The following is a 21,150-nucleotide window of genomic DNA, read 5'->3' on the forward strand; positions in this document are numbered from 1 at the left end:
TTACGATGCTGGAATTTGCAGCTTGGCACCCAGCACAGCAACATCGCTAGTCAACCCGTTGGCTGCTTTGATCGCACTAACGCTGACACCATATTTTTTGCTGATTCCCCAGAGGGTATCCCCGCGCCCAACGGTATGAACCTGGGTCTGGCTAACCGCAGGTGCCTGATAGGTTGGTGTTGCCGGAGCCTCATATGCAGGCGCTGCATCTTCATAAGCCGCAGGCGCATCGTAGGCTGGATTTACACTGTTATTGGCAGCAGCAGGCTCGTAGGGGCTGGTGTCATCACCCGGATAATCCGGTGCCGCATATGGGTTGGAAACATCGTATTCCTCCCCGCCCAGATTGGAGGAGCAGGAGTTAAGAAGAATGCCGGAAGCGAGAACTACAGATGAAAGAATATATGATTTCATTAAAAAAGTTTGTGAATTTGTTCACAGGCAACCAAATGCCTCGTAGGAACACTACGCTTGGTTGCCATCGATCTATTCAAAACAATTCATTTTGCCTATCGAAAAAAATCGGCAACAGCCCGCTCGGTATGTGCGGCCAGATCCTCAATACTTTCGCCACGTATCTCAGCGATCACCTTTGCGGTATGAATCGTAAAAGCCGGTTCATTTCTCTTCCCTCTCATGGGAACAGGCGCCAAATACGGAGAATCCGTCTCCAGCATGAAGCTACCTGCCGGACACCTCTTCACGCTATCCCGGACCAGTTCGGCATTCTTGAAAGTGGCCACGCCCCCGAAGGAGACCATTCCACCCAGTGAGATTACCCTCTCCGCCAGCTCCCATTCGGAGATGAAGCAATGGAAAACAGCTTTCACCCGGCCGGCAAATTTTTCGTAGATAGTGAACGCATCCTCGAAAGACTCTCTGCCTTCCTTGTCCCTCGTGTGAATCACAATATTCAGTCCTGCAGACTCTGCCAATTTGAAATGCTGGATCAAGAAATCCCTCTGTCTTTTCCTGTAGTCACCCTCGCTCCACCCATCGGGAGCAGGATGATAATAATCCAAACCAGTTTCACCAATCGCACATACACGATCATCCCCGATGAATTCAGCAAGCTGCTCAACAGCATCATCAGGAGCATTGTGCACGTCACATGGATGAATTCCTATCGCTGCCCGGATCATCGGATCATCTGCAATTTCCAAATTAATTCCGATATCCTCCAGACTCGTAGCCAACGTCACCATTCTACTGACTCCTGCTTGCTTGGCCCTGGAGATGATCTCAATCCTCTCCTCCGCGGAGAAACGGTCCGAACCTAGATGACAATGTGAATCCGTAATCATTTAGCACCTCCGCACGCTTCCAATAATTTCCGTACCTTCTCGAAATCCTTGATTCCAGGTGAAATCTCGCCTCCCGAGGCTACGTCCAGCGCTACCGGTCCCACACTCTCTACCGCCTCTCTTGCATTCTCAGCGGTGATTCCACCGGCAAGTATCATCGGGATTTCCGGAAACTTACTTTTAAAATCTTCCGCCAATCCCCAGTCGAAAGTCGCACCTGTTCCTCCGAAAACCAAGGGAGCATGTGCATCCAGAAGTATCGCATCCGCCTGCTGACTTTCAGCCTTCGCGAAATCATCCGCGGATTTCACGCCGATAGCCCGGATAACCGGGATCCCAGCACACGCGAAACGCGCTGTGACTTCCGGGCCCTCATCGCCGTGCAACTGGACAACATCGATCATCCCATCTCGGATTAATCTGAAAGGTAAATCAGAGTCTTCGTTTACAAATACCCCTACCCTCAAAATCTCGCCGGCTAGGTCCTTCATCCATTCCCCGTTTCTCGGATCGAGATACCGTTTTGATTTCGGCCAAAAATTAAAACCCACGGCAGGCACCCCTAGCTCCACCAATCCCCTTGCGTCATCAAATGTGGTGACCCCGCAAATCTTCAAAGATGTGCTTCGGCTATCTAAAAAATCGTCCAGTTTCATATCCTCTCCGCAAGAAACCCACAGCATTCCCAGTAATACAAGCGATCATCCAAAAAGACTTTCCAAAATCTCCTTCTCCCGGTCCCGACCATGTGAAATTCAATCCTCTTTACCTCAATGCTAACGTCGGCATCGTTTTCGCCAGTATTTGGATGACCACGAATGCGGATGAACGAAGCGGCTAGGAAAAGAAGAAGGTAATATTTATCGCCGGAAAACCCAGCCACGACCCCGGCGCACACGTGCATCCTGAAGGCTAGATGCTTCTCGCCAATCACCCTACAAATTCAAACTTGGGCTTTCAGACCACCGTCGTGGAAAACGGCTAACCGGAAGACCCCAGTGGTGAACGCGCATTCGGCTTCATCGGAGGCCATTTCCACGAAAACTGGCAGAACGACGGCCAGCGAGGGTTTTCCTGAACGCGATCGCCTGGCTATCGGGAGCAGAAATCCCGGCGAAGGGAATTCCTGCCGCTACCCCGTAGGAAGATGAAATGAAGCTAAACCACGACGACAAGAAGCCGAAAAAACAGCGCGCAAAATAGCGTCCCGCTCACTCACGCATTGGAAAATCCGGCATAGGACCTACCTTTCCGGAAATGCGCACCGAAACACCCACGTCAGCACTATTTTCCACCCACCGCGAAAACCTCGCGACACTTCTCAAAGAAAGCAGCATCGCAATTGTTCACTCGAACGATATCTACCCGACAAATGCTGATGCCACCCTCCCTTTCAAGCAAAGTAACGACCTTTTCTACCTCACCGGAGTAGCTCAGGAGGAAACCATACTTCTTCTCTTTCCGGACGCACACGACCCATCCGATCGCGAAATTCTGTTCGTGCGCGAGACGAACCCCACCATCGCGATCTGGGAAGGAGCCAAACTCACCAAGGCACAGGCTACCGAACGCACCGGTATTGAAAACGTCCAGTGGACCTCCGCATTTCATGCCGCACTCGATCGGCTCATCCCCCAGACCGAGAACATCTACCTGCCCACCAACGAGCATCCACGGGCGGATTCAAAGGTCGAAACCCTAAATGATCGCTTCATCAAGGAATGCAAAAGCCAGTTTTCCCTTCATCAATATCAGCGTCTTGCACCGCTTCTCCATAAGCTACGTGCGCAGAAATCAGCCGAAGAAATTCACTTTATAGAAAAAGCCTGCCGCATCACCGAAGCCGGCTTCCGCCGTATACTTCCTCGTGTCAAAAATGGAGTCGGGGAATGGGAAATCGAGGCGGAATTTATTCACGAGTTCATCCGCTCCGGCTCGAAGGGATTCGCCTACCATCCCATCATCGCCGGCGGGGGTAATACCTGTGTCCTCCATTATACAGCCAATGATCAACCACTCAAAGATGGAGACCTTTTACTCATGGATGTAGCAGCCGAATACGCCGGCTGGAACTCTGACATGACCCGCACCATCCCCGTTTCAGGTAAGTTCACACCACGTCAGCGGGAGGTTTATGAAGCGGTCCTGAGGGTCATGCGCTTTGCCAACAGCATACTGCGCCCGGGTATCCAGCTTGCTGACTACCAGAAGGCAATTCATTTCCGGATGGAGAAAGAACTCATTTCATTGAAACTCTTCACCGCCGAAGAAGCCGCTGCACAGCCCGACTCGAAACCCCTCGTAAAAAAATACTTCATGCACGGCACATCCCACCACCTCGGTCTGGATGTGCATGATGTTTCCCCTCCAAATGAACCCGTGGCAGTAGGAATGGTATTCACCATCGAGCCGGGCATTTACATCCCGGAGGAAAACATCGGTATCCGGCTGGAAAATAACTACGTCATCGGAGAAACCGAAAACCTGGACCTAATGGGCAGCATTCCAATTGAACCCGATGACATTGAAAGACTCATGAAAGCGTAGACCTCACTCCTCGTCAGGCACCCGCATTACCATGCCCGGCGTGCCCCGAAAGGCTTTGATGATCTGGTTACTTCCAGGGCTTCCGGCATGATAGTGATATCCTCTGACCTCATCATAATGCCCGCCGCATTCATCCAGGCCCTCCGGCTCTTTCCCTTCCTTGTCCAGGTGGGCATAGAGCCCGAAGCCATCGATGATATAGCCAATCATAGGCGCATGCACATCGTCCTGTGCTACCTCCTTTGTCGAGCCTGTCGCAGCATGATAGTGATATCCCTCGAAAGGATTCATATGGCCGCCATGAACATCCAGAGGCGCGATCGTGTGCGCGCCGATAATTGCATGAAGAGGAGCTGGCGGATCGTAATTCACCCCATTGAATGCGACACCGATTCCTCCACGTGAAAGCCTCGTAGCCTTCTCGTTCATCACTGGATTCGCTGGAATTATGTAAACGGTATTTTCGCTGACCTTCACCTCCGGAGGGCATTCCACACAGTGATTCTCATACCGGGGATCCACATCCGGCCTCGCAGCCCCCATAAATGCTTCTTCGGTATCGGTCACTTTGATCGTGCCATCCTCACGCACCAGATTCCAATCGGCGTCGTCGTATAGCTTCGCCAGATTAGCTACGAATGGTCCGTCTACATCATAGACCTCCCCATCCTTCAGCCAAATTCCTCCTTTGCTCTTATCGTCACTCGTCGAGGCCGGACACCATGGACCCATAGCGTGTTCCGTCGGCACGGACTTGATTGGAATCACCCAGCATTCCACCTCGCTCCCGTCTCCGATTTTCTCGGAGCGCTTCTCAATCTCCCCCATCAGATTACTCTGATCGAATTTTTCCGGGGCCAATTCCACAGTCACAGGATTGTGTTTTGACTCATGCCCGTAAACACCGGCGCAAACTCCCATCACCATCCACAGCCCTATCACCTTTTTCATGGAGCCATCTATATCACATGAATCCGGATCAAATGCAACAAATTCGAGTGCTTCACTTCACGCACCCTAAATTCCAGAGAAAATACCGGCTGCAGGAGTCTCGATCCCCTCATCCATCCAGCTCTCGAGTGCTTTTCTCAAACTGGAAAACTCCGCATCATTTCCAGCGCTTGGCTCTACCTTCTCATACCCGTCTCCAGCATAGCTAAACAGGTCGAAGTGCCTACCGCCATCCGCGGAAGGAGTACAGATCAGCTTCCAATCCTTCGTCATCAGGCACCGTTGCTTCGCAGCCACCAACGGCCCCTCGAACTCCTCTTTCAGCACGAACTGATAGTTGAAGGATTCCACAATTTCCGTCATCTGGTCCATTGGTGGCAGCTTCGGACGCTCCACACCGTTCACACGGAATTGGATGAATGGAAAACCTGTTTCTCCGTAAAATGCCCGGTCTTCCGGCACCTCGGAACCATCAATCCATCCAGCAACACTCCTACCCTGCCACGAGGCAGGCTGCTCCACATCCAGCAACTTCGTGATTGTCGGTGCAATATCAATGGTCCTCACAATCTCATTCACACGCCTGGTTTCCATTCCAGGCACATGGAAGACCAACGGAACATGATTCGCGTGTAGTTCTCCATTGAATGTAAGACCGTGCCCGAGTGTGACACCTTCCTCATACAGGTTGTCTCCATGATCCGCCGTGATCACTATGATCGTATTTTCCGCGAGACCGTTTTTCTCCAGCGCCGCTAAAATTTTCCCGACATTGTCGTCAAACTGACGCGTGCACCCATCGTAGAGATCCCGGATCTGCTGAATCTCCTTCTTTGGCAGCACATTCCACTTATTTTCCAAGTCCGTACCACCGATAAATGAGTCGATGTCGAAATCGACCCCGTTCCGGTTCGGCCCCATATAATTAGGGTCCGTAAACATACTCGAATAGGGTTCGGGATTGCGATACGGCAAGTGGTTACAGGAGTAAAATACATGCCAGAAAAACGGTTTCCCTTTTTTCGACACATTACCCAGCCGTTTTTCCACGCGTTCCGTAACTACATCGGGCGTCACAAACTGCGCGAATGAGCCCAGCTGTGGAAAAATGGCGTAGCCAACCGGATGATCGAAATACAATGGCACCACGAAGTGAGCCATCATCACCGCCTGACTCATGTAGATTTTGAAATTATCAAAACTCGAAACCGATACATTCTCGAAACCCAGCGGCATGAGCTCGAAATACCCCGCGCACCAGTCGCCGAAAACAGCCGTATCATATCCCTTCTGCGCCAGAACTCCCGCAATTGGTTCGGTTTCCGCCTGTGTCTGCAACACCCTCTCCTTATTTGGATACATGTGCCGGAAGCCATGTTTATGGGGATATTGCGACGCCATCATCGACGTCCCGGACTCCAGAGTTGAAGCAATCGGAGTATAGCAATTCTCCAAAACAATTGAGCGCCCTGCCAGCTCATCGATCACCGGCGATACTCCGCCTGCCGCCAAACCATCCTTCCTCCGTGGCACGTAGCCGGAATAACCAAGTTTATCTCCCCGCAAGGAATCGGAACCTATCACGATCACATTCATCCGCTCACCATCGTCTGCCATCTCTTTCCCGCGCGCCGTTCCACCGAAGAGACCCGCTTTCCACACAATCAATCCACTCAAGCCAAGAACTGCCGCTCCCGCGATCAAACGCCTTGCCCCAGTCCATCCGCGCCAGTGCCAAACCAACACATAACCGAGAATAGCGACCGGAAGCACCGAGAATAAAAGACCGAAGACCACCGGTTTGGCCACATCAGGCACCACGTTTAAAATCTCGTAATACCAATAGCCAAACTTCGCATCGTCGAGGAAATAGGGCCGTGTCTCCACCAGCCTCAGGGTGAAATACCCGTGAATTAGAAACGCACCGATAACTCCCGGTAGAAAGCGCTTCCATCCCTGGAAAAATCGATATTTCGCACAAAGCAGACAAGCGAAAGGCTGCAATACAAATGCAAAACAGACTCCGAGGATCAAATACGCAAGAAGCACATACAGATTCTCCAGGATCAGGAAGTCCATGTATTTATCCCGCGCCAAGGCACTGAACTTGTTAGCCATTCCGCTCGATTGATCCGTCAGTCTCAGCAGCGCCACGCAATACTGGAACACGCAGAACACACTGACGCCCAGTAACACACCCAGAAAACCCACCGGTCTGGAAATCCTATTCAAAGCTCTTTTTCGCATCATTCCACTTCTTGTTCCGGAGACTCGACATACATCCACCGCGGCGATCGCATAGCTAAAACCACCACCCCTTTCGAGGAAATTGCCTCCTCCGGCACATGAAGTGTTAAAATCATGGGAATCTCTAACTCATTTTCATTTTCCTCGAAGATTCTCTGGATTTCCAGACCCGCCGGACTTGCCTTCTCCACATAGCCGAAAATTACCTCCTCCTCATTGAAGACGCTCAAACGCAGCGATAAATATTTCTTACTGTCTGCAAACTCATGGCTGAAAAAATTATCATCCGTCACATTCACACGAAAATCCCCCGTGAACCCCCTCGGTCTGCTTCTAACAAATTCGTTCCAGTCCATCGGCTGATAGAGCACTAGTGTTTCCCAATCCACCTTCGCCTCTCCGTTTTCCAGGATCTCTACCAGAAGCTGCTCATATCCACCGCCACTGAGCCTGCATCCTACGCCCCAGAATGTCGCATACGTTTCTACCGTGATCGGTTGCAAAGCTGCAATCTCTTCAATCTCCAGTGTCACCAGTGGCTCCCTTGAATAATAATCAAGCATCAACGGCCCCACCCGCTCCGGGTGTCTGACATACCCGAGCATTTCATCCACAGATTCAGCTTCCAGAACCTTTTTGACAGTATTTGAAATGGTAGAAACCACCTTTTCCGCCTCAGCCTCCGAAACTTTTTCTTTTTCAAGCACCTGGTCCACCTGCTCCACCAGTGCTTTGCCTTTCTCCTGGGAACGCCCCACCTTGGTCACCGCCCACAGAATCCCTACACCCAGAACAGCAAGCAGAACCACCAGCCAGCTCCACAGAAAGCGCTTCCCTCCGCCCTCTTCTTTCTGCCATTCATTCTCCAGACTGGCCGCGACTACAGCGTTCGCTTGATTCAACTTATCAATGCTAGGATCCTTGGGCCGCATTTTACGCTCCCTGCGCTCCGTCCCCTTATTCTTACCACTTTCCGCCACTCCCTCATCGCCCGCAGCAACTTTGTTATCTGAAATTTCGGACGCACCACCTTTATGAAGGCGTATCACAGCTTCCTCCGCACTAGATTCCTCATCAATCGGCCTCAGCTCGACCTTTTCTTTTTCCTTCGCCATGGGCGGCATTAGGAAAGCATAAAAGTCCATCGACGCAATGCCTCTCTCTAACTTAAAGTCGCCACGCAAAGCCGAAGATGACTCCTACTCCCAAACTCCTCATCATTACAGCAGCCTTCGGTGAAGGCCATAACAGCGCCGCAAAAAACCTTGCACTTGCTGCAAAAGAAGCGGGAATCGAAGCCCGAGTGGCAGATCCATGCATCCTCGCCATCCCACACACCACAGCTATCATGGAATGGGGCTACCGCCTCGTCACCACTCACTTTCCGAAGCTCTGGGAGAAAATTTACAAAGGCACCGATGACTGCGATTTCTCCCGCCCGAACCTTCCACTCATGGGGAAACCGGAACGCTACCTTCAAACACTTGTCGAAGACTATCGTCCTACCGCAGTCGTCTCCACCTACCCCGTTTACCCGTATTTCCTGAAGCGCAGCATGGCGGAAGCAGGAATGAACCTTCCTATTTTCACTGTCGTCACCGACTCCATCGAGATCAATGCATCCTGGCTACGCGCCCCTACAGATTACTTTCTGGTCACCGATCAGCTCACACTCGAGACCATGCGCTGCTGGGGCCTCCCGGAGGAAAAACTCATACCCACAGGCTTTCCCGTAAACCCGTCATTCACCACCCTCACACCCGTCTTACCGGAGGATCCCTGCAAACCCTTCCGTATCCTCTACTTCGCCACTTCAAAAAAACCGTTCATCCGCCGCCACAGCCGCGCAATCCTGAATGCGAATCCAGACGTGAAATTAACCATCGTGATGGGAAAAAATTTCCGTCATCTCTACTCGCGGGCAAAGGAGATCAAAGACGAATTCCCCGGCCGTGTCCGCCTCCTGGGCTGGACCAGAAAAGTGCCCCAACTGCTTAACTCGCATCATCTCGTCATTGGAAAAGCCGGCGGCGCCACCGTTCACGAAGCTATTGCAGCGCGCTGCCCTATGCTCATCCACCACCTCGTCCCCGGCCAGGAGGAAGGAAATCTAAGACTTTTGCAGCAATTGGGCATCGGCGATCTCGCAGAAACACCAGCGGACCTCACCACCTCAATTTTAGATATACTCGCAAATAACGCCTCGCGCTGGCGGAAAATGAAAAATGCGTTAGCTATACACGATCGAAACGATGGTGCCATCCGCGCCGTCGATTTCATCAGCGATCAACTTCGCAAGCCTCTTCCTTGAAGTTTAACTCTTAAAATTTAACATCCATCATCATGGCCGACTTCCTCTTCGACATCGGAAACGTTCTCCTAGCCTTCGACTTCGAGAAATCCCTCAGCACATTGCTCCCACCTGATCATCCCAACCCTCAAGCCACCATCGGGAAACTTCTGGAAAGGAAAGATAGCTTCGAAACCGGAGAAATCAGCGTAGAGGACTTCACCACCTGGGCATTGGGAATCCTGGAGTCCGACGCTACACCCGCCGAATTCCATCAGGCGTGGCAAAACATTTTTACTCCGAACCAGGCAATGTGGCAGAACGTCCGCCAACTAAGTGATCAGGGCCACCGTCTCATCCTCTTCTCCAATATAAATGCGATCCACGCCCCTTGGATTTTCGAGGAATTCCCGCAGTTCGAAATTTTCCGCCACGCGGTCCTCTCCTTCGAGGCAAAATCCATCAAACCTCAGGAAAGCATCTACCAGCACGCGATAGATAAATACGCCCTCCATACATCGGAGACATTCTATATCGACGATATGGAGAAAAACGTCCAAACAGGTTACCAGATGGGCTTCCAAACCCACCACTACGACATTAACGACCATCAGGCTTTCGAAGATTGGCTTTCAGAAAACCTACCTTCCACCGAAAACAAATAGGATCACGGACGTTACTCTCTGAACCTCCCGGCACTTTCCACACCTCAACATGCTCCAAATTGCAAATCGCACCTTCTCCTCCCGCCTCTTCCTTGGCACCGGGAAATTCTCTTCCAACGAATCCATGCGCGATGCACTCATCGCCTCTGAAACCCAGATTGTAACTGTAGCGCTCCGCCGCGCGGATCTTACAGGTAAAGGCGATCAATTCGCCAATATCCTCGATTTCGTCGATCCTGAAAAATACCTGCTCCTCGCCAATACCAGCGGTGCGATGAATGCCGAAGAAGCAGTCCGTCTCGCACGACTCGCCCACTCCGCCGGCCTGCCGAAGTGGATCAAACTCGAAATCCATCCGGATCCTACCTACCTGCTTCCAGATCCCATCGAGACTCTCAAAGCCGCTGAAATCCTTGTAAAAGAGGGTTTCACCGTGCTCCCGTATATCAATGCGGACCCGGTTCTCGCGAAACGCCTTCAGGAAGCAGGCTGCGCCACTGTCATGCCACTTGGCTCACCCATCGGCTCCAACAAAGGCCTCACCACCAGAGACCAGATTGAAATCATCATCGCCCAAGCCACAGTCCCCGTCGTGGTGGACGCCGGGATCGGCGCACCCTCACACGCGGCACAGGCCATGGAGCTAGGAGCGGACGCAGTTTTGGTAAACACCGCCATCGCCATCGCCTCGGACCCTGTAAGGATGGCCACCGCATTCAAGCAGGCAGTGGAAGCAGGCCGCACAGCCTACGAGCTTGGCTTACCCCAACCTTCTGAAACAGCGCATCCCACCAGCCCGCTCACCGCATTTCTTAGCGAAGTGTAGAGCCGCTGCTGCACTACCCAGTAAAATACTGCCAGATGCCCGAAAACTTTTACCAGCAAACCACCGAAGCACCCGAAACCTCCTTCGATGTCTCCCTGCGCCCACCCGTATTTTCCGAATTCATCGGCCAGGAAAAGGTAAAGGAACGCGTCCTACTAATGCTGGAGGCCGCCAAGCAGCGCGGCGATGTGCTGGACCACGTATTACTCTCCGGCCCACCCGGGCTTGGTAAGACCACCTTGGCAAACCTCATCGCAGACGCCGCAGGCACCCAGATGCACACCACATCAGGCCCCCAGATCGAAAAAGCGGGAGACCTCGCGGGCATCCTTACAAATATTCAAAAAGGCGACATTCTCTTCATTGATGAGATTCACCGCCTCCATCCAGCTATCGAGGAATACCTTTACCCCGCCATGGAGGATTACAGGCTGGATATCATCATCGATTCCGGCCCATCCGCCCGCTCCATCCAGATCAATCTACCCAGATTCACCCTCGTGGGCGCCACCACCCGCTCCGGAATGCTCACAGCTCCATTGCGCTCTCGTTTCGGCCTCATCAATCGTCTGGACTACTACAATCGGGAAGAACTAGCTGATATCATCGAGCGCTCCGCCGGCCTTCTTGAAGCCGATATCGAGCGTCCCGGAGCCCTCGAAATTGCAGCCCGCTCCCGCGGCACCCCCCGCGTTGCCAACGCACTCCTCCGATGGGTCCGCGACTTCGCACAGGTCCGCGGAAAAGGCCTGATCGATCAGAAACATGCTTCGGATGCACTCGCCATGATCGAAATCGATTCCGACGGACTCGACGAAATGGACAAACGCCTGCTCGAAGCCATGATTTATAAATTCGGAGGTGGCCCCGTCGGCCTGAACTCTCTGGCAGTGGCCTGTGGTGAAGACGCAGCTACTCTTGAGGAAGTCCACGAACCATTTCTCATCATGCAAGGCTTCGTCCAGCGCACTCCGCGCGGCCGCGTAGCAATGCCTGCCGCCTATACAAAGATCGGCGCACCATTGCCTCCAGAAAAACCGGCAGACCCACAGCAAAAACTACTGTAACATACACTTTGAAAATGGATCTCCTGAATCAAACCATCGCCCGTTGCCGCGAGCTCGGCCTACGCCGCACGAAAGCCCTTGAGGAACTCATAGCCACTCTCATCGAAGGAGATCGACCGATGACCCTCGCCGAACTTGCATCATCGCCACGTCTCTCCGTGCAATGCGACAAAGCCACCGTATACCGACTTCTTCAGCGCCTCACGGATCATGCCGTAATCCGCCGCCTTGGACTACATGAGCGCGCTGCCTATTTCACCCTCCTGCAGCCCGGAAAGCACAGTGATTATCTGATCTGTACCGGATGTGGAAAAATCGATGCAGTAAAGGCCCCATGCCCGGTCCACGAGCTGGAAGATGAAATTCGTGAAAAAACCGGCTACAAGGGCCTTTATCACGAGCTGGAATTCTTCGGCACCTGCCCGCAGTGCGTCTAATTGCTACCCGCTTCGAAAACTATCTGGTCAAAAAAAGACCGTCGAATTCTCGATGCTGAAGCAGAAGAGCATATTTCACAGCTTAGGGGAATTGGTAGTATTCTGAAACCTATGCACCTCGACAGTGCCCCGTCGTAGGGAAAACTTAGGCTCAAAAGACAGTTCTCAGGCTACTACTTGGCAGCTGTCTTATAATCGCCGCCAAGAGCAAGGTGTAGATCAAACCTGTTTTGTAACCGTTGATTTCGCAGGCGGATAATCCCCGCACGTGCATTGTTCGCACGACGCTGTGCCTCCAGAACGGAAAGAATATTCGTATTGATCCCTTCCGCATAGTCCCGTTCCGCCTGGTTTTCAGCAAGCACAGCCGCCTCTACCTCTTGCTCCAAGAACTCCTCCTGCCGTGCCAATGAAGTGTCTGCGGCCAAAGTCGCCTCGACCTCCTGAAAAGCTTCAAGTGCAAGCTGGGCATACTGATTGATGAAGCGGTTGTTCGCCTCGAGATTCGCCCGGGCATTTGCTTCTGTGGCCCCACCGTCGAACAGAACCTGATCTACAGAACCAGTAATTCGTGAGACCAGTAAATCGATGTCCAATAATTCGGAAAATCTCCCGCTAGTCGCCCCACTGGAACCTGTTAGCGAAAAATCAGGCAACAAACTCTTTCGCGCCGCATCCGCCCGTTTTGCAGAGGCAAATAGGCTCGCTCTCGCAGCCGCTAGATCAGATCTCCGCTCCACCAAATCAGCTGGAATACCCGCTGGAACTCTCTCCGGCAAATCAGGTAGTTCGGTATTTCCGCGTACCAGCCCTACCGGATATTGTCCCTGTAGGACCTCAAGGGTTCTTGCCGCATCGTCCCGATCCAGAATCCTTGCCTCCAGACTCCTCTCGGTGGAAGAGACGTTGGTCCTGGCAAACTGCACATCCAGCGCACCTTCCCCAGTTGCCTTATAAGTCCTCTCAACGATCTGAAGGTTTTTCCTAAAGGAATTCAGGGTAAATTCCGCAAGAGCGACTTCCTGCTGTGCGGAAACAAGATTCGTGTAAGCCCTGGCCGCGCTGACGGCCAACGACAGTCTTGCTGCGCGGAAATCTTCCACGGCCACCCGCTCATCCGCCTCTGCCGCCTGCGTAAGATCACGTAGGCGCCCCCATAAATCAGGCTCCCAGGAAGCACCAAGCGTCGCACTGTAGCTCTGCACACGGGCGATATCGGATCCATCGGAAATCCGACCATCCGCTCCCAGATTCGCACTCGGCAGCCTGCCCGCACGTGTAATAATCGTATCTTGTTTTGCTTCCCGTAGTCTTGCAGCCGCGACTTTAAGTGAACGGTTATTCTCCAGTGCCAGATATACGTTCTTTTTCAGCCTGCTATCGCTGAACTCGTTCAACCATCCTGTGGAAATCTGCCCTTCGGTTCCGCTCGATGCGGAAGCCCAAGTTCCCGGACTACGAATTTCCAGATACTCCGTAGGTGCCTGGAGACCGCAACCGTAAAGCAACAAGCTCACAGCAGCGATCCGCAGTGAGCTTGAAAAATAAATATTGGGTTTGGAGTCTTTTTGTTTCACAGCCTTTCAATGACCGCATCTCCCATTTCGGAAGTGCCAACCTTTTTCTCCCCGGCTTTGCCTGTGGCAATGTCACCGGTCCGGAAGCCATCGGCAATTGCCTTTGCAACCGCATCAGCAACCGCATCGGCAGCTTCGATCTTCCCAAGGGAGAACCTTAGAAGCATGGAGAGGGAAAGAATCTGAGCAATCGGGTTTGCAATACCCTGCCCTGCGATATCCGGTGCGGATCCACCTGACGGCTCGTAAAGACCGAAGTAGAGACCGTCATCCTTCTGTTTACCGAGCGAAGCAGATGGCAACATACCCAGCGAACCGGAGATCATCGCCATTTCATCGGAAAGGATATCTCCAAAAAGGTTTTCAGTGACCAAAACATCAAAGGAACCAGGTCTGCGGATCAACTGCATCGCGGCATTGTCCACATACATGTGCTCAAGCTCCACTTCAGGATACTCCTTGGAAATCTCGATTACGGTTTCACGCCAGAGAACGGACGATGCCAGAACATTTGCCTTATCCACTGAAAGAAGGCGCTTCTGACGGCCCATAGCTGCTGTGAAAGCAATCCGCGCGATCCGCTCGATCTCGCTCTTCTTGTAGATCATCGTATCAAGGGCGACGATTTCACCGTCTTCCTCGTGCCGGCCCTTGGGCGCACCGAAGTAAATACCACCAGTGAGCTCACGCACACAAAGTACATCAAAACCATCGGCAATGAGCTCCTGTTTCACAGGTGATGCATCTGTAAGTGCAGGGAGACAGACTCCCGGGCGGAGATTTGCATAGAGCCCGAAATGCTTCCGGATAGGAAGCAAAGCTCCACGTTCCGGCTGAATATCAGGTGGAAGGTTCTCCCATTTTGGACCTCCAACGGAGCCGAAAAGGATCGCATCAGCGGCCTCACTGGCCTTCACGGTTTCATCCGGCAGCGGATGGCCACCATCGTCGATCGCCGCGCCACCGACCAAATGCTCGGAGCGCTCAACTTTGAATCCAAACTTTTCCTCCACTGCATCAAGCACACGCAGTGCCTGAACCATCACTTCCGGACCAATTCCGTCTCCGGATAGAATCGTAATTTTCGACATAAACTTAAAACTGTATCACTCCTCCTCGAACTTCCTCGCCACGAGGTCAGCAAGCGCTGCCAGCGCCTCGTTCTCATCTTCACCCTCCGCCTTCACGACGATGGTCGATCCGTGTCCTGCCGCTAACATCATCAAGCCCATGATACTCTTACCGTCCACTTCCTCCCCATCTTTCTCTACAGTGATGTGGGATTGGTATTTATTGGCCAATTTTACGAATTGAGCCGCCGGGCGGGCATGAATTCCAAGCTTGTTGAGGATTGTTAAGTCTTTTTGCGGCATAATGGATGAGTCTCGGTCAGAGAGGCTAGGAAATTAAACCCGATACCTCCAAGGTTAAATTTCAGTGAACTTCGAATCCTCAATGATTCGACCTCATATCACTGGCGGAAAGTATTCATCTAATCACTACCTCTATCAGTGTCACCACATCGGATTCCTCTATTCCATCGAACTCATCGGCACGCGTTACCCTGATGAAGTTCATTCCCCAGGCTTTGGCGAACCCTTCGAAATCAACCTCTGCCTGGGCGGCCATCCATTCTTTCGCCTTGTCGGACATTTTCTCGAGGCGTGGTATCTTTGAAAAAATCTGACCACCACCGTTGTTGATTACCACCATCACACGGCCCTTGCCCACCACTTGATCAAGCATCTTTAGACCCGCAAAATCGTAGAGCGCGGTGAGATCCCCGAATATTCCCCAGGCATCCTCTTCCTCCGCACTGGATCCAAGCCAACTACTGATCTGGCCATCGATACCGTTCGCTCCCCGGTTCGCGCGCACCCGGTGCACGGGGCGCTCCCATTGTGCGTAGCGATTCCATTCCCGGATAGGCAAACTATTTCCAAGATATACGCTCGAACCGATCGCTGCATAAACGGAAAGCGTCCTCATCCATCCCGCCTCACTGTCAGGACTAGCTTCTAGCATTTCCTCAATCCGCTGCCCACGCCCCTCTGCTCCCACAAGTAGCTCGTTCATGTCCCCGATCTCATCCACATCCCCTAGCGCTGGAAGAATCCGCGCCAGCGATCCTTGGAGGACATCAGCATCCCGTCCCAGACCACGCATTCCGTTCCTACAGATCGACCATACCCCTACCTTCGGTAGATCCTCGAGATCCCTCCAGAACCGGCCACTCGGCACACCGCCTAGCCGTAAAACCTTGGATGGAGGATTTTTTGCAAGCACATCGTCCGCATCAATGATCATCAAATGTTGCAACGCCTCGCGCAATCCGCTCCCCCCTTCCGCAAGAACGGGCACGGCAAGAGCTTCGCAGAAATGATAGACCTCCTCCTGCTCATCCGGCTCAAGATCTCCGATCATCACCACCAAGCCCCGCAGCGTTGGCTCTCTCAACCATTTAGCGAAGCCACCTACATTTGGCCTTCCATAGTTCAGACTGAAATCACCCACCTCCATCCCCGGCAAACCCGCATCTCCGGAGTCCAGCTCCTCTTCCAGCTCTACATTCAAATGCAGAGGACCCTTACCATCCCATTTATGGGGATCGAGAGACGCGTATTCAGCAAATATCCCCACCTGCTCGACTGCTTGCGGAGCACCACTCCCACGAAACGCCTCCGGCCGATCCGCTGTCACAAGAACGAGTGGCCTCGCCTGATAATAACCCTCGATCACCGCCGGCAAAAGCTCGGCAACCGCCGTCCCGCTGGTCACCACAACACCGCAAGGCTTACCGGTGAAGACAGTTCTCCCAAGGGCAAAAAATCCTGCGGATCTCTCCTCGAAATGACTCCAGACACGCACCTTCCCCTCTGCCTCCAACCTTGAAAGAACCTCGAGCAGGATCGCATTTCTAGCCCCGCCACAAACCACAAACTCTGTAACGCCGGACTTTAGAAGCCCCGCCAAAACCTTAATCGCCACATCCCAATTATTCACAACCAAGCTCTATCCTCAGCCGCAGGTATTGCAATGAAACAAGGCCTCACCCCGCCCAAGAAATCCATCCATCGGAAAACTCAGCACTTGAACAACTCATCGCGTGCAGCCGTGAAGCTGGGTAAAACCTTTGCCGCCTGGGAGAAATCTAATCCCGCAGTCACGCGGTTAGGAACAATCCAAGCCTTCATTCCTGCCGCAATGGCAGCGTTTAACCCATTGAGCGAATCTTCAAAAACGAGGCAGCCTTCGGGCTCCATGCCCACCACCTTCGCACCAGCCAAATATAGATCCGGAGCAGGCTTGATTCTCGGCGCATCACCCTTGCAGATGACGTGATCAAAAAAACGCCTCAATCCAAGCTTATCCAACCACCCATCAACCCACGGATGAGCGGAACTCGAAACCACCGCCATCGGAATACCACGGCTTTGGATTTCTTCCAGAAGATCAATTACGCCTTCAATTGGACCATACTCTTCCAGCGCCGCACGAATTTCCACCTGCCTGGCTTCGTCCATCTCCAGCCAGTCAAATTGCAGTGATGTGAGCTCCTCGAGATGCACCTTTGGAGACCAGGCATCGAAGTCGGAACCTATACACTTTGTATAAAGGTCCAGTGAGAGCTCCTTTCCGTGACGCTCGAAAGTCCGTTTCCAAGCCTCAAAGATCGCACCCTCGGTATCGACCAAGATCCCATCAAAATCGAACAATACAGCTTTCGGTAACATGTCTTTTCGATGATCCAAAACACATCAAGTCGCAAGGCTCAATTATTTCAGGCTCGTTGAATATCAGTACTTTTCTTTTTTATTGGCAATTGTTATACGACTTGGCATAAGCCCTGCGCTTTACCTCCCAAATATCTCACATAATGAACCTAAAAAAATTCATCGGAGCCTCTTCCGCCATTTTGCTAGCTTGGCTTGGTGCCACCTACCTTCATCAGGTTCCTTCCGAACGTTATCCTTCCCAGACCCGTTCATCCCTCCAGTCTTCCACTGGTCCCAAGCACTCGGCCCACGAAATCGTGGCTAGCATTGAGAGCAATTCATCTGATAAATAAGTTTCACTGAAATGGCTGAAGAACCTATCCCCACCGATACCCAGCCACTTCGCGCAGAGCTAGAACCAGGCACCTACTGGTGGTGCAGCTGCGGCAAAACCAGTCACGCTCCCTTTTGCGACGGCTCTCACAAAGGCACAGGCCTTCAGCCCAAAAAAATGGAAATTACCGAGAAAACTACTGTTAGCCTTTGCCAGTGCAAGGCTACTAAAAACCCACCATTCTGCGACGGCTCCCATAGGCAGTTGTAGAATTCAAGCTTCTCCACCAGAGCAAATACCGAAGTGTGGCCGCCCTCACTACACATCATGAAAATCCTTAGCTCCATATTCCCGTCTGCCCTATTCGGATTGATACTTGGTAGCTGCACCTACACTGCAGAGCCGGAAGATTGGCATGTCACCGTAGATAAGCAGGTCGACCAGCTTGGATATAGAAACTGGATCGTCATAGCTGAAGCCTCGTTTCCCGCTCATAATAAACCCGGGATCCAACAAATCAGCACAGAGGCAGAAGTTCCTGAAGTAGTTGACTATGTTTTAAACTGCCTCGAGGAAAATCAACACGTCCGCCCCCGGATATATCTTACCAGAGAAGTCAGATCAGTGGAAAACGACTTTGCTCCCGGGATTGAAGAGCTTAGGAAAAGCATTCTCACATCGCTGCACGCTTATGAGCCGACCGAGCTGGAACAACAATCGCTCATCACCCTCATCGAATCCGTCAACGAACGTTTCAATGTCCTCGTAATCCGCACTCCTACGGCCCTCCCATACAGCTCTGTATTCATGGAACTCCAGCCCGGATATTGGGATGCGGAGTCAGAGGACCGTCTGCGCGAAAAGATTCGCAATCAAAGCGCGGAAAAACTCGCACCTGCCGTTCCGTAGCACCAAGCTCCTTGCGTGACTCGCAATGAAGCTCTGAAAATCGAACGTGAAGCCGCCTGGATCGGCGATGCAGTATTGGCACTCTACGCTAGGGAATACGTCTTGAAAGAGCGTGGATGCATGGATGGTGTGTGGTTCACGCATCTCACCTCCAATGAATTCCTCAGCGCCTTCGGAAACCCTACCAGCGTTGAGGCCATCATCGGGAATGTTTATCGTTCCGAGGGCTTGGCAGCTGCCCACAATCACATCGAGAATGAATATCTGCCTCTTTTCAAAAAACAGATCGTCCGTAAGTTAAAGAAGTAGGGCCTCCGCCCTCCCCTATTACTAAAAAATTTACCGCCACCTCACACACCATGTGACGGTGGCGTTTCCTTTTGTTGGAAATGACATTTCCCCCTCACGCAAAAAGCCCCCTCACGTTTCCGTGAGAGGGCTGAAGGTAATTTCTAAGAAATAGAAGGCTTACTCAGCGTCAGCTGCGGCAGTCTCTTCTTTCTTGTCAGCCTTTTTTGCAGGCTTTTCTTCTGCAGCTGGAGTCTCCTCAGCGGCAATTGCTTCAAGTTCATCAGCATCAAGCTCTGGAAGATCGACCCACTCGATGATAGCCATCGGAGCTGCGTCGGTCATACGTTGGCCGAGTTTTGTGATACGGCAGTAACCACCTGGGCGGTCACCTGCGTTCGGAGCTACTTCATCGAAAAGCTTTGTCACCGCATCTTTCTGACGTAGGAATGCGATAGCAAGACGACGTGAATGCAGGTCGTTGCGCTTTGCTTGTGTAACCAGTTTCTCAGCAACAGGGCGCAGGGCCTTGGCTTTTCCGAAAGTGGTTCTGATTCTGCCGTGCTCGATCAGGCTGCATGCAAGGTTTGCAAGCAGTGATTTGCGGTGGGCGGTGTTGCGTTTAAGCTTAGTGGTGTTGCGGCGATGTCTCATCGGTGGCTTACGTTAGTTGTTTTGAATATTTATTAAATTAGTCGTCCAGGTTCTGGGCGATGAGGTCTGCAAGACCGACTGGTGCTTCGTCTTCCGCGCCAAGGCGTGGTCCGCGGGAGGCGATGGAGCCACCTGCAAGAAGGGAAGGTTCGAAAGACATGCCAAGACCGAGGCCGAGCTCCACGAGCTTGTCCTTGATCTCGTTGAGAGACTTCTTACCGAAGTTACGGTATTTGAGCATCTCAGCTTCTGATTTCATGGCCAGCTGACCAACAGAAGTGATGTTCGCGTTGTTGAGGCAGTTTGCCGCGCGGACGGAAAGCTCGATCTCGTTGACGGACATGTTGAGAAGCTTCTTGAGAGCTGCGTTCTCTTCACTGGACTCTGCCGGTGCTTCTTCGAAGTCCACTGCGTTTTCGTCGTAGTTGACGAATACGTCGAGGTGATGACGGAGAATAGCCGATGCCTGGAGAACCGCGTCCTGCGGGCTGATGCGGCCGTCTGTCCAAACGTCGAGTGTAAGTTTATCATAGTCGGTCATCTGACCAACACGTGTGGTGTCCACGCTGTATTTGACGCGGGTAACAGGTGAGAAGATGGAATCAATCGCGATCACGCCGATTGGTTGGTCCTTGCGCTTGTTTTCGTCGCCAGTGAAGAAGCCGCGGCCTACGCGAACTTCGAACTCACAGTTGAACTTCACCTTCTTATCGAGTGTGCAGATAACCTGGTCCTTATTGACTACGGAATAAATGTTGTCGTCCTTGATGTCGCCAGCGGTGATAACACCGTCTTTCTCAACATCGATGGAAAGGATGCGCGGCTCCTTGTCGTTGTGGGCGAATTTCACCTTCTTGAGGTTGAGGACGATGTCTGTAACATCTTCCACTACGCCTGCGAGGCTGGAGAATTCGTGTTGAACACCGGCGATTTTCACCGAAGTGATGGATGCACCCTCAAGAGAGGAAAGCAAAACGCGGCGGAGTGAGTTGCCGATTGTGTGGCCGTATCCGCGCTCGAAAGGCTCTGCGACGAATTGCGCATAGGTATCTGAGGCGGTCTCCTCGTTTCTAACGAGGCGGTTCGGAAGCTCGAAACGAGCAAGTGTGGTAGCTGACATATGTTTGTTTGTTTGCCGGGTTTCCCTCTCGCGAGCGGGGTGATGACTCACCCAGAGGACCGACGGCTGTTTTTCACAGATTACTCGCGGGGCGCGAAGAAAATGCTTTCAGGCGGTTCTTGCAATGTTTTTTCGCCAAAAACCGTGGTTATAAACCGTTTTTTTTCGAAACGGGCTTCAAAAATGCTTCTTGGGCCCAAAGAGACGTCCCCAAAACC

The 21,150-nt window shown here is 52.3% G+C and carries 23 protein-coding genes; 10 read left to right on the forward strand and 13 right to left on the reverse strand.

Features of this window, described 5'->3' with window-relative positions; all coding sequences use genetic code 11:
- The 3 genes from AAGA79_RS10475 to AAGA79_RS10485 form a co-directional block, all read right to left on the reverse strand.
- The gene (locus AAGA79_RS10475; RefSeq protein WP_411825748.1) at nucleotides 1–414 is read right to left on the reverse strand and encodes a LysM peptidoglycan-binding domain-containing protein; all 414 of its coding nucleotides are present in this window, start codon (nucleotides 412–414) and stop codon (nucleotides 1–3) included.
- 95 nt (nucleotides 415–509) lie between these two features.
- Nucleotides 510–1,304: a TatD family hydrolase gene (locus AAGA79_RS10480; RefSeq protein WP_411825749.1), complete on the reverse strand. Its 795-nt coding sequence runs from the start codon at nucleotides 1,302–1,304 to the stop codon at nucleotides 510–512.
- A complete protein-coding gene (locus tag AAGA79_RS10485; RefSeq protein WP_411825750.1) occupies nucleotides 1,301–1,960 on the reverse strand; it encodes a phosphoribosylanthranilate isomerase in 660 nt (219 codons plus the stop codon). The genes AAGA79_RS10480 and AAGA79_RS10485 overlap by 4 nt, the downstream gene beginning before the upstream one ends.
- 601 nt (nucleotides 1,961–2,561) lie before the next feature.
- On the opposite strand from AAGA79_RS10485, the gene AAGA79_RS10490 reads away from it, so the two are divergent.
- Nucleotides 2,562–3,851, forward strand: a complete 1,290-nt coding sequence (locus AAGA79_RS10490) for an aminopeptidase P N-terminal domain-containing protein (RefSeq protein ID WP_411825751.1) — start codon at nucleotides 2,562–2,564, stop codon at nucleotides 3,849–3,851.
- Between the two features lie 3 nt (nucleotides 3,852–3,854).
- Here the strand turns inward: AAGA79_RS10490 and AAGA79_RS10495 are convergent, their stop codons facing one another.
- The 3 genes from AAGA79_RS10495 to AAGA79_RS10505 form a co-directional block, all read right to left on the reverse strand.
- Nucleotides 3,855–4,802 carry a YHYH protein gene (locus AAGA79_RS10495; protein ID WP_411825752.1) on the reverse strand — a complete coding sequence of 316 codons (948 nt, stop codon included), beginning with the start codon at nucleotides 4,800–4,802 and terminating at the stop codon, nucleotides 3,855–3,857.
- A 66-nt stretch (nucleotides 4,803–4,868) separates the two neighbouring features.
- Entirely contained in the window at nucleotides 4,869–7,052 is a 2,184-nt protein-coding gene (locus AAGA79_RS10500) for a sulfatase (RefSeq protein WP_411825753.1), read from the reverse strand.
- Nucleotides 7,049–8,164 carry a hypothetical protein gene (locus AAGA79_RS10505; protein ID WP_411825754.1) on the reverse strand — a complete coding sequence of 372 codons (1,116 nt, stop codon included), beginning with the start codon at nucleotides 8,162–8,164 and terminating at the stop codon, nucleotides 7,049–7,051. Before AAGA79_RS10505 ends, AAGA79_RS10500 begins: the two co-directional genes overlap by 4 nt.
- 77 nt (nucleotides 8,165–8,241) lie before the next feature.
- On the opposite strand from AAGA79_RS10505, the gene AAGA79_RS10510 reads away from it, so the two are divergent.
- From AAGA79_RS10510 to AAGA79_RS10530, 5 genes are read left to right on the forward strand one after another with little or no spacing between them, the layout of a single operon-like run.
- Nucleotides 8,242–9,360 carry an MGDG synthase family glycosyltransferase gene (locus AAGA79_RS10510; RefSeq protein ID WP_411825755.1) on the forward strand — a complete coding sequence of 373 codons (1,119 nt, stop codon included), beginning with the start codon at nucleotides 8,242–8,244 and terminating at the stop codon, nucleotides 9,358–9,360.
- A 32-nt stretch (nucleotides 9,361–9,392) separates the two neighbouring features.
- Nucleotides 9,393–10,004 (forward strand): HAD family hydrolase, encoded by a 612-nt coding sequence (locus AAGA79_RS10515; RefSeq protein ID WP_411825756.1) that lies wholly within the window; start codon nucleotides 9,393–9,395, stop codon nucleotides 10,002–10,004.
- A 49-nt stretch (nucleotides 10,005–10,053) separates the two neighbouring features.
- Entirely contained in the window at nucleotides 10,054–10,830 is a 777-nt protein-coding gene (locus AAGA79_RS10520; protein ID WP_411825757.1) for a thiazole synthase, read from the forward strand.
- A 35-nt stretch (nucleotides 10,831–10,865) separates the two neighbouring features.
- Nucleotides 10,866–11,897 carry a Holliday junction branch migration DNA helicase RuvB gene (ruvB, locus tag AAGA79_RS10525; RefSeq protein WP_411825758.1) on the forward strand — a complete coding sequence of 344 codons (1,032 nt, stop codon included), beginning with the start codon at nucleotides 10,866–10,868 and terminating at the stop codon, nucleotides 11,895–11,897.
- A 14-nt stretch (nucleotides 11,898–11,911) separates the two neighbouring features.
- Nucleotides 11,912–12,334: a Fur family transcriptional regulator gene (locus AAGA79_RS10530; protein WP_411825759.1), complete on the forward strand. Its 423-nt coding sequence runs from the start codon at nucleotides 11,912–11,914 to the stop codon at nucleotides 12,332–12,334.
- A gap of 173 nt (nucleotides 12,335–12,507) precedes the next feature.
- Here the strand turns inward: AAGA79_RS10530 and AAGA79_RS10535 are convergent, their stop codons facing one another.
- From AAGA79_RS10535 to AAGA79_RS10555, 5 genes are all read right to left on the reverse strand, one after another.
- Nucleotides 12,508–13,911, reverse strand: coding sequence for an efflux transporter outer membrane subunit (locus AAGA79_RS10535; RefSeq protein WP_411825760.1), 1,404 nt, complete (start codon nucleotides 13,909–13,911; stop codon nucleotides 12,508–12,510).
- The gene (gene leuB / locus AAGA79_RS10540) at nucleotides 13,908–15,002 is read right to left on the reverse strand and encodes a 3-isopropylmalate dehydrogenase (protein ID WP_411825761.1); all 1,095 of its coding nucleotides are present in this window, start codon (nucleotides 15,000–15,002) and stop codon (nucleotides 13,908–13,910) included. Before leuB ends, AAGA79_RS10535 begins: the two co-directional genes overlap by 4 nt.
- Nucleotides 15,003–15,017: 15 nt before the next feature.
- Complete coding sequence (locus tag AAGA79_RS10545; protein ID WP_411825762.1) at nucleotides 15,018–15,284, reverse strand: HPr family phosphocarrier protein; 267 nt, start codon at nucleotides 15,282–15,284, stop codon at nucleotides 15,018–15,020.
- Between the two features lie 115 nt (nucleotides 15,285–15,399).
- Nucleotides 15,400–16,914 carry a thiamine pyrophosphate-binding protein gene (locus AAGA79_RS10550; RefSeq protein WP_411825763.1) on the reverse strand — a complete coding sequence of 505 codons (1,515 nt, stop codon included), beginning with the start codon at nucleotides 16,912–16,914 and terminating at the stop codon, nucleotides 15,400–15,402.
- Between the two features lie 80 nt (nucleotides 16,915–16,994).
- Nucleotides 16,995–17,645, reverse strand: coding sequence for an HAD family hydrolase (locus AAGA79_RS10555; RefSeq protein WP_411825764.1), 651 nt, complete (start codon nucleotides 17,643–17,645; stop codon nucleotides 16,995–16,997).
- A gap of 143 nt (nucleotides 17,646–17,788) precedes the next feature.
- Between AAGA79_RS10555 and AAGA79_RS10560 the strand changes: the two genes are divergently transcribed.
- From AAGA79_RS10560 to AAGA79_RS10575, 4 genes are read left to right on the forward strand one after another with little or no spacing between them, the layout of a single operon-like run.
- Nucleotides 17,789–17,980 (forward strand): hypothetical protein, encoded by a 192-nt coding sequence (locus AAGA79_RS10560; RefSeq protein ID WP_411825765.1) that lies wholly within the window; start codon nucleotides 17,789–17,791, stop codon nucleotides 17,978–17,980.
- An 11-nt stretch (nucleotides 17,981–17,991) separates the two neighbouring features.
- A complete protein-coding gene (locus tag AAGA79_RS10565; protein ID WP_411825766.1) occupies nucleotides 17,992–18,231 on the forward strand; it encodes a CDGSH iron-sulfur domain-containing protein in 240 nt (79 codons plus the stop codon).
- 57 nt (nucleotides 18,232–18,288) lie between these two features.
- Nucleotides 18,289–18,870 carry an RbsD/FucU domain-containing protein gene (locus AAGA79_RS10570; protein WP_411825767.1) on the forward strand — a complete coding sequence of 194 codons (582 nt, stop codon included), beginning with the start codon at nucleotides 18,289–18,291 and terminating at the stop codon, nucleotides 18,868–18,870.
- A gap of 15 nt (nucleotides 18,871–18,885) precedes the next feature.
- Entirely contained in the window at nucleotides 18,886–19,179 is a 294-nt protein-coding gene (locus AAGA79_RS10575; RefSeq protein WP_411825768.1) for a hypothetical protein, read from the forward strand.
- Nucleotides 19,180–19,338: 159 nt separating this feature from the next.
- Here AAGA79_RS10575 and rplQ read toward each other — a convergent pair whose 3' ends face one another.
- Together rplQ and AAGA79_RS10585 are read right to left on the reverse strand one after the other, a co-directional pair.
- Nucleotides 19,339–19,812, reverse strand: a complete 474-nt coding sequence (gene rplQ, locus AAGA79_RS10580; RefSeq protein WP_411825769.1) for a 50S ribosomal protein L17 — start codon at nucleotides 19,810–19,812, stop codon at nucleotides 19,339–19,341.
- A 37-nt stretch (nucleotides 19,813–19,849) separates the two neighbouring features.
- A complete protein-coding gene (locus AAGA79_RS10585; RefSeq protein ID WP_411825770.1) occupies nucleotides 19,850–20,932 on the reverse strand; it encodes a DNA-directed RNA polymerase subunit alpha in 1,083 nt (360 codons plus the stop codon).
- Between the last annotated feature and the right edge of the window lie 218 nt (nucleotides 20,933–21,150).

Origin of the sequence: Luteolibacter sp. AS25 (assembly GCF_046736275.1) — a bacterium.
GTDB lineage: Bacteria > Verrucomicrobiota > Verrucomicrobiia > Verrucomicrobiales > Akkermansiaceae > Luteolibacter.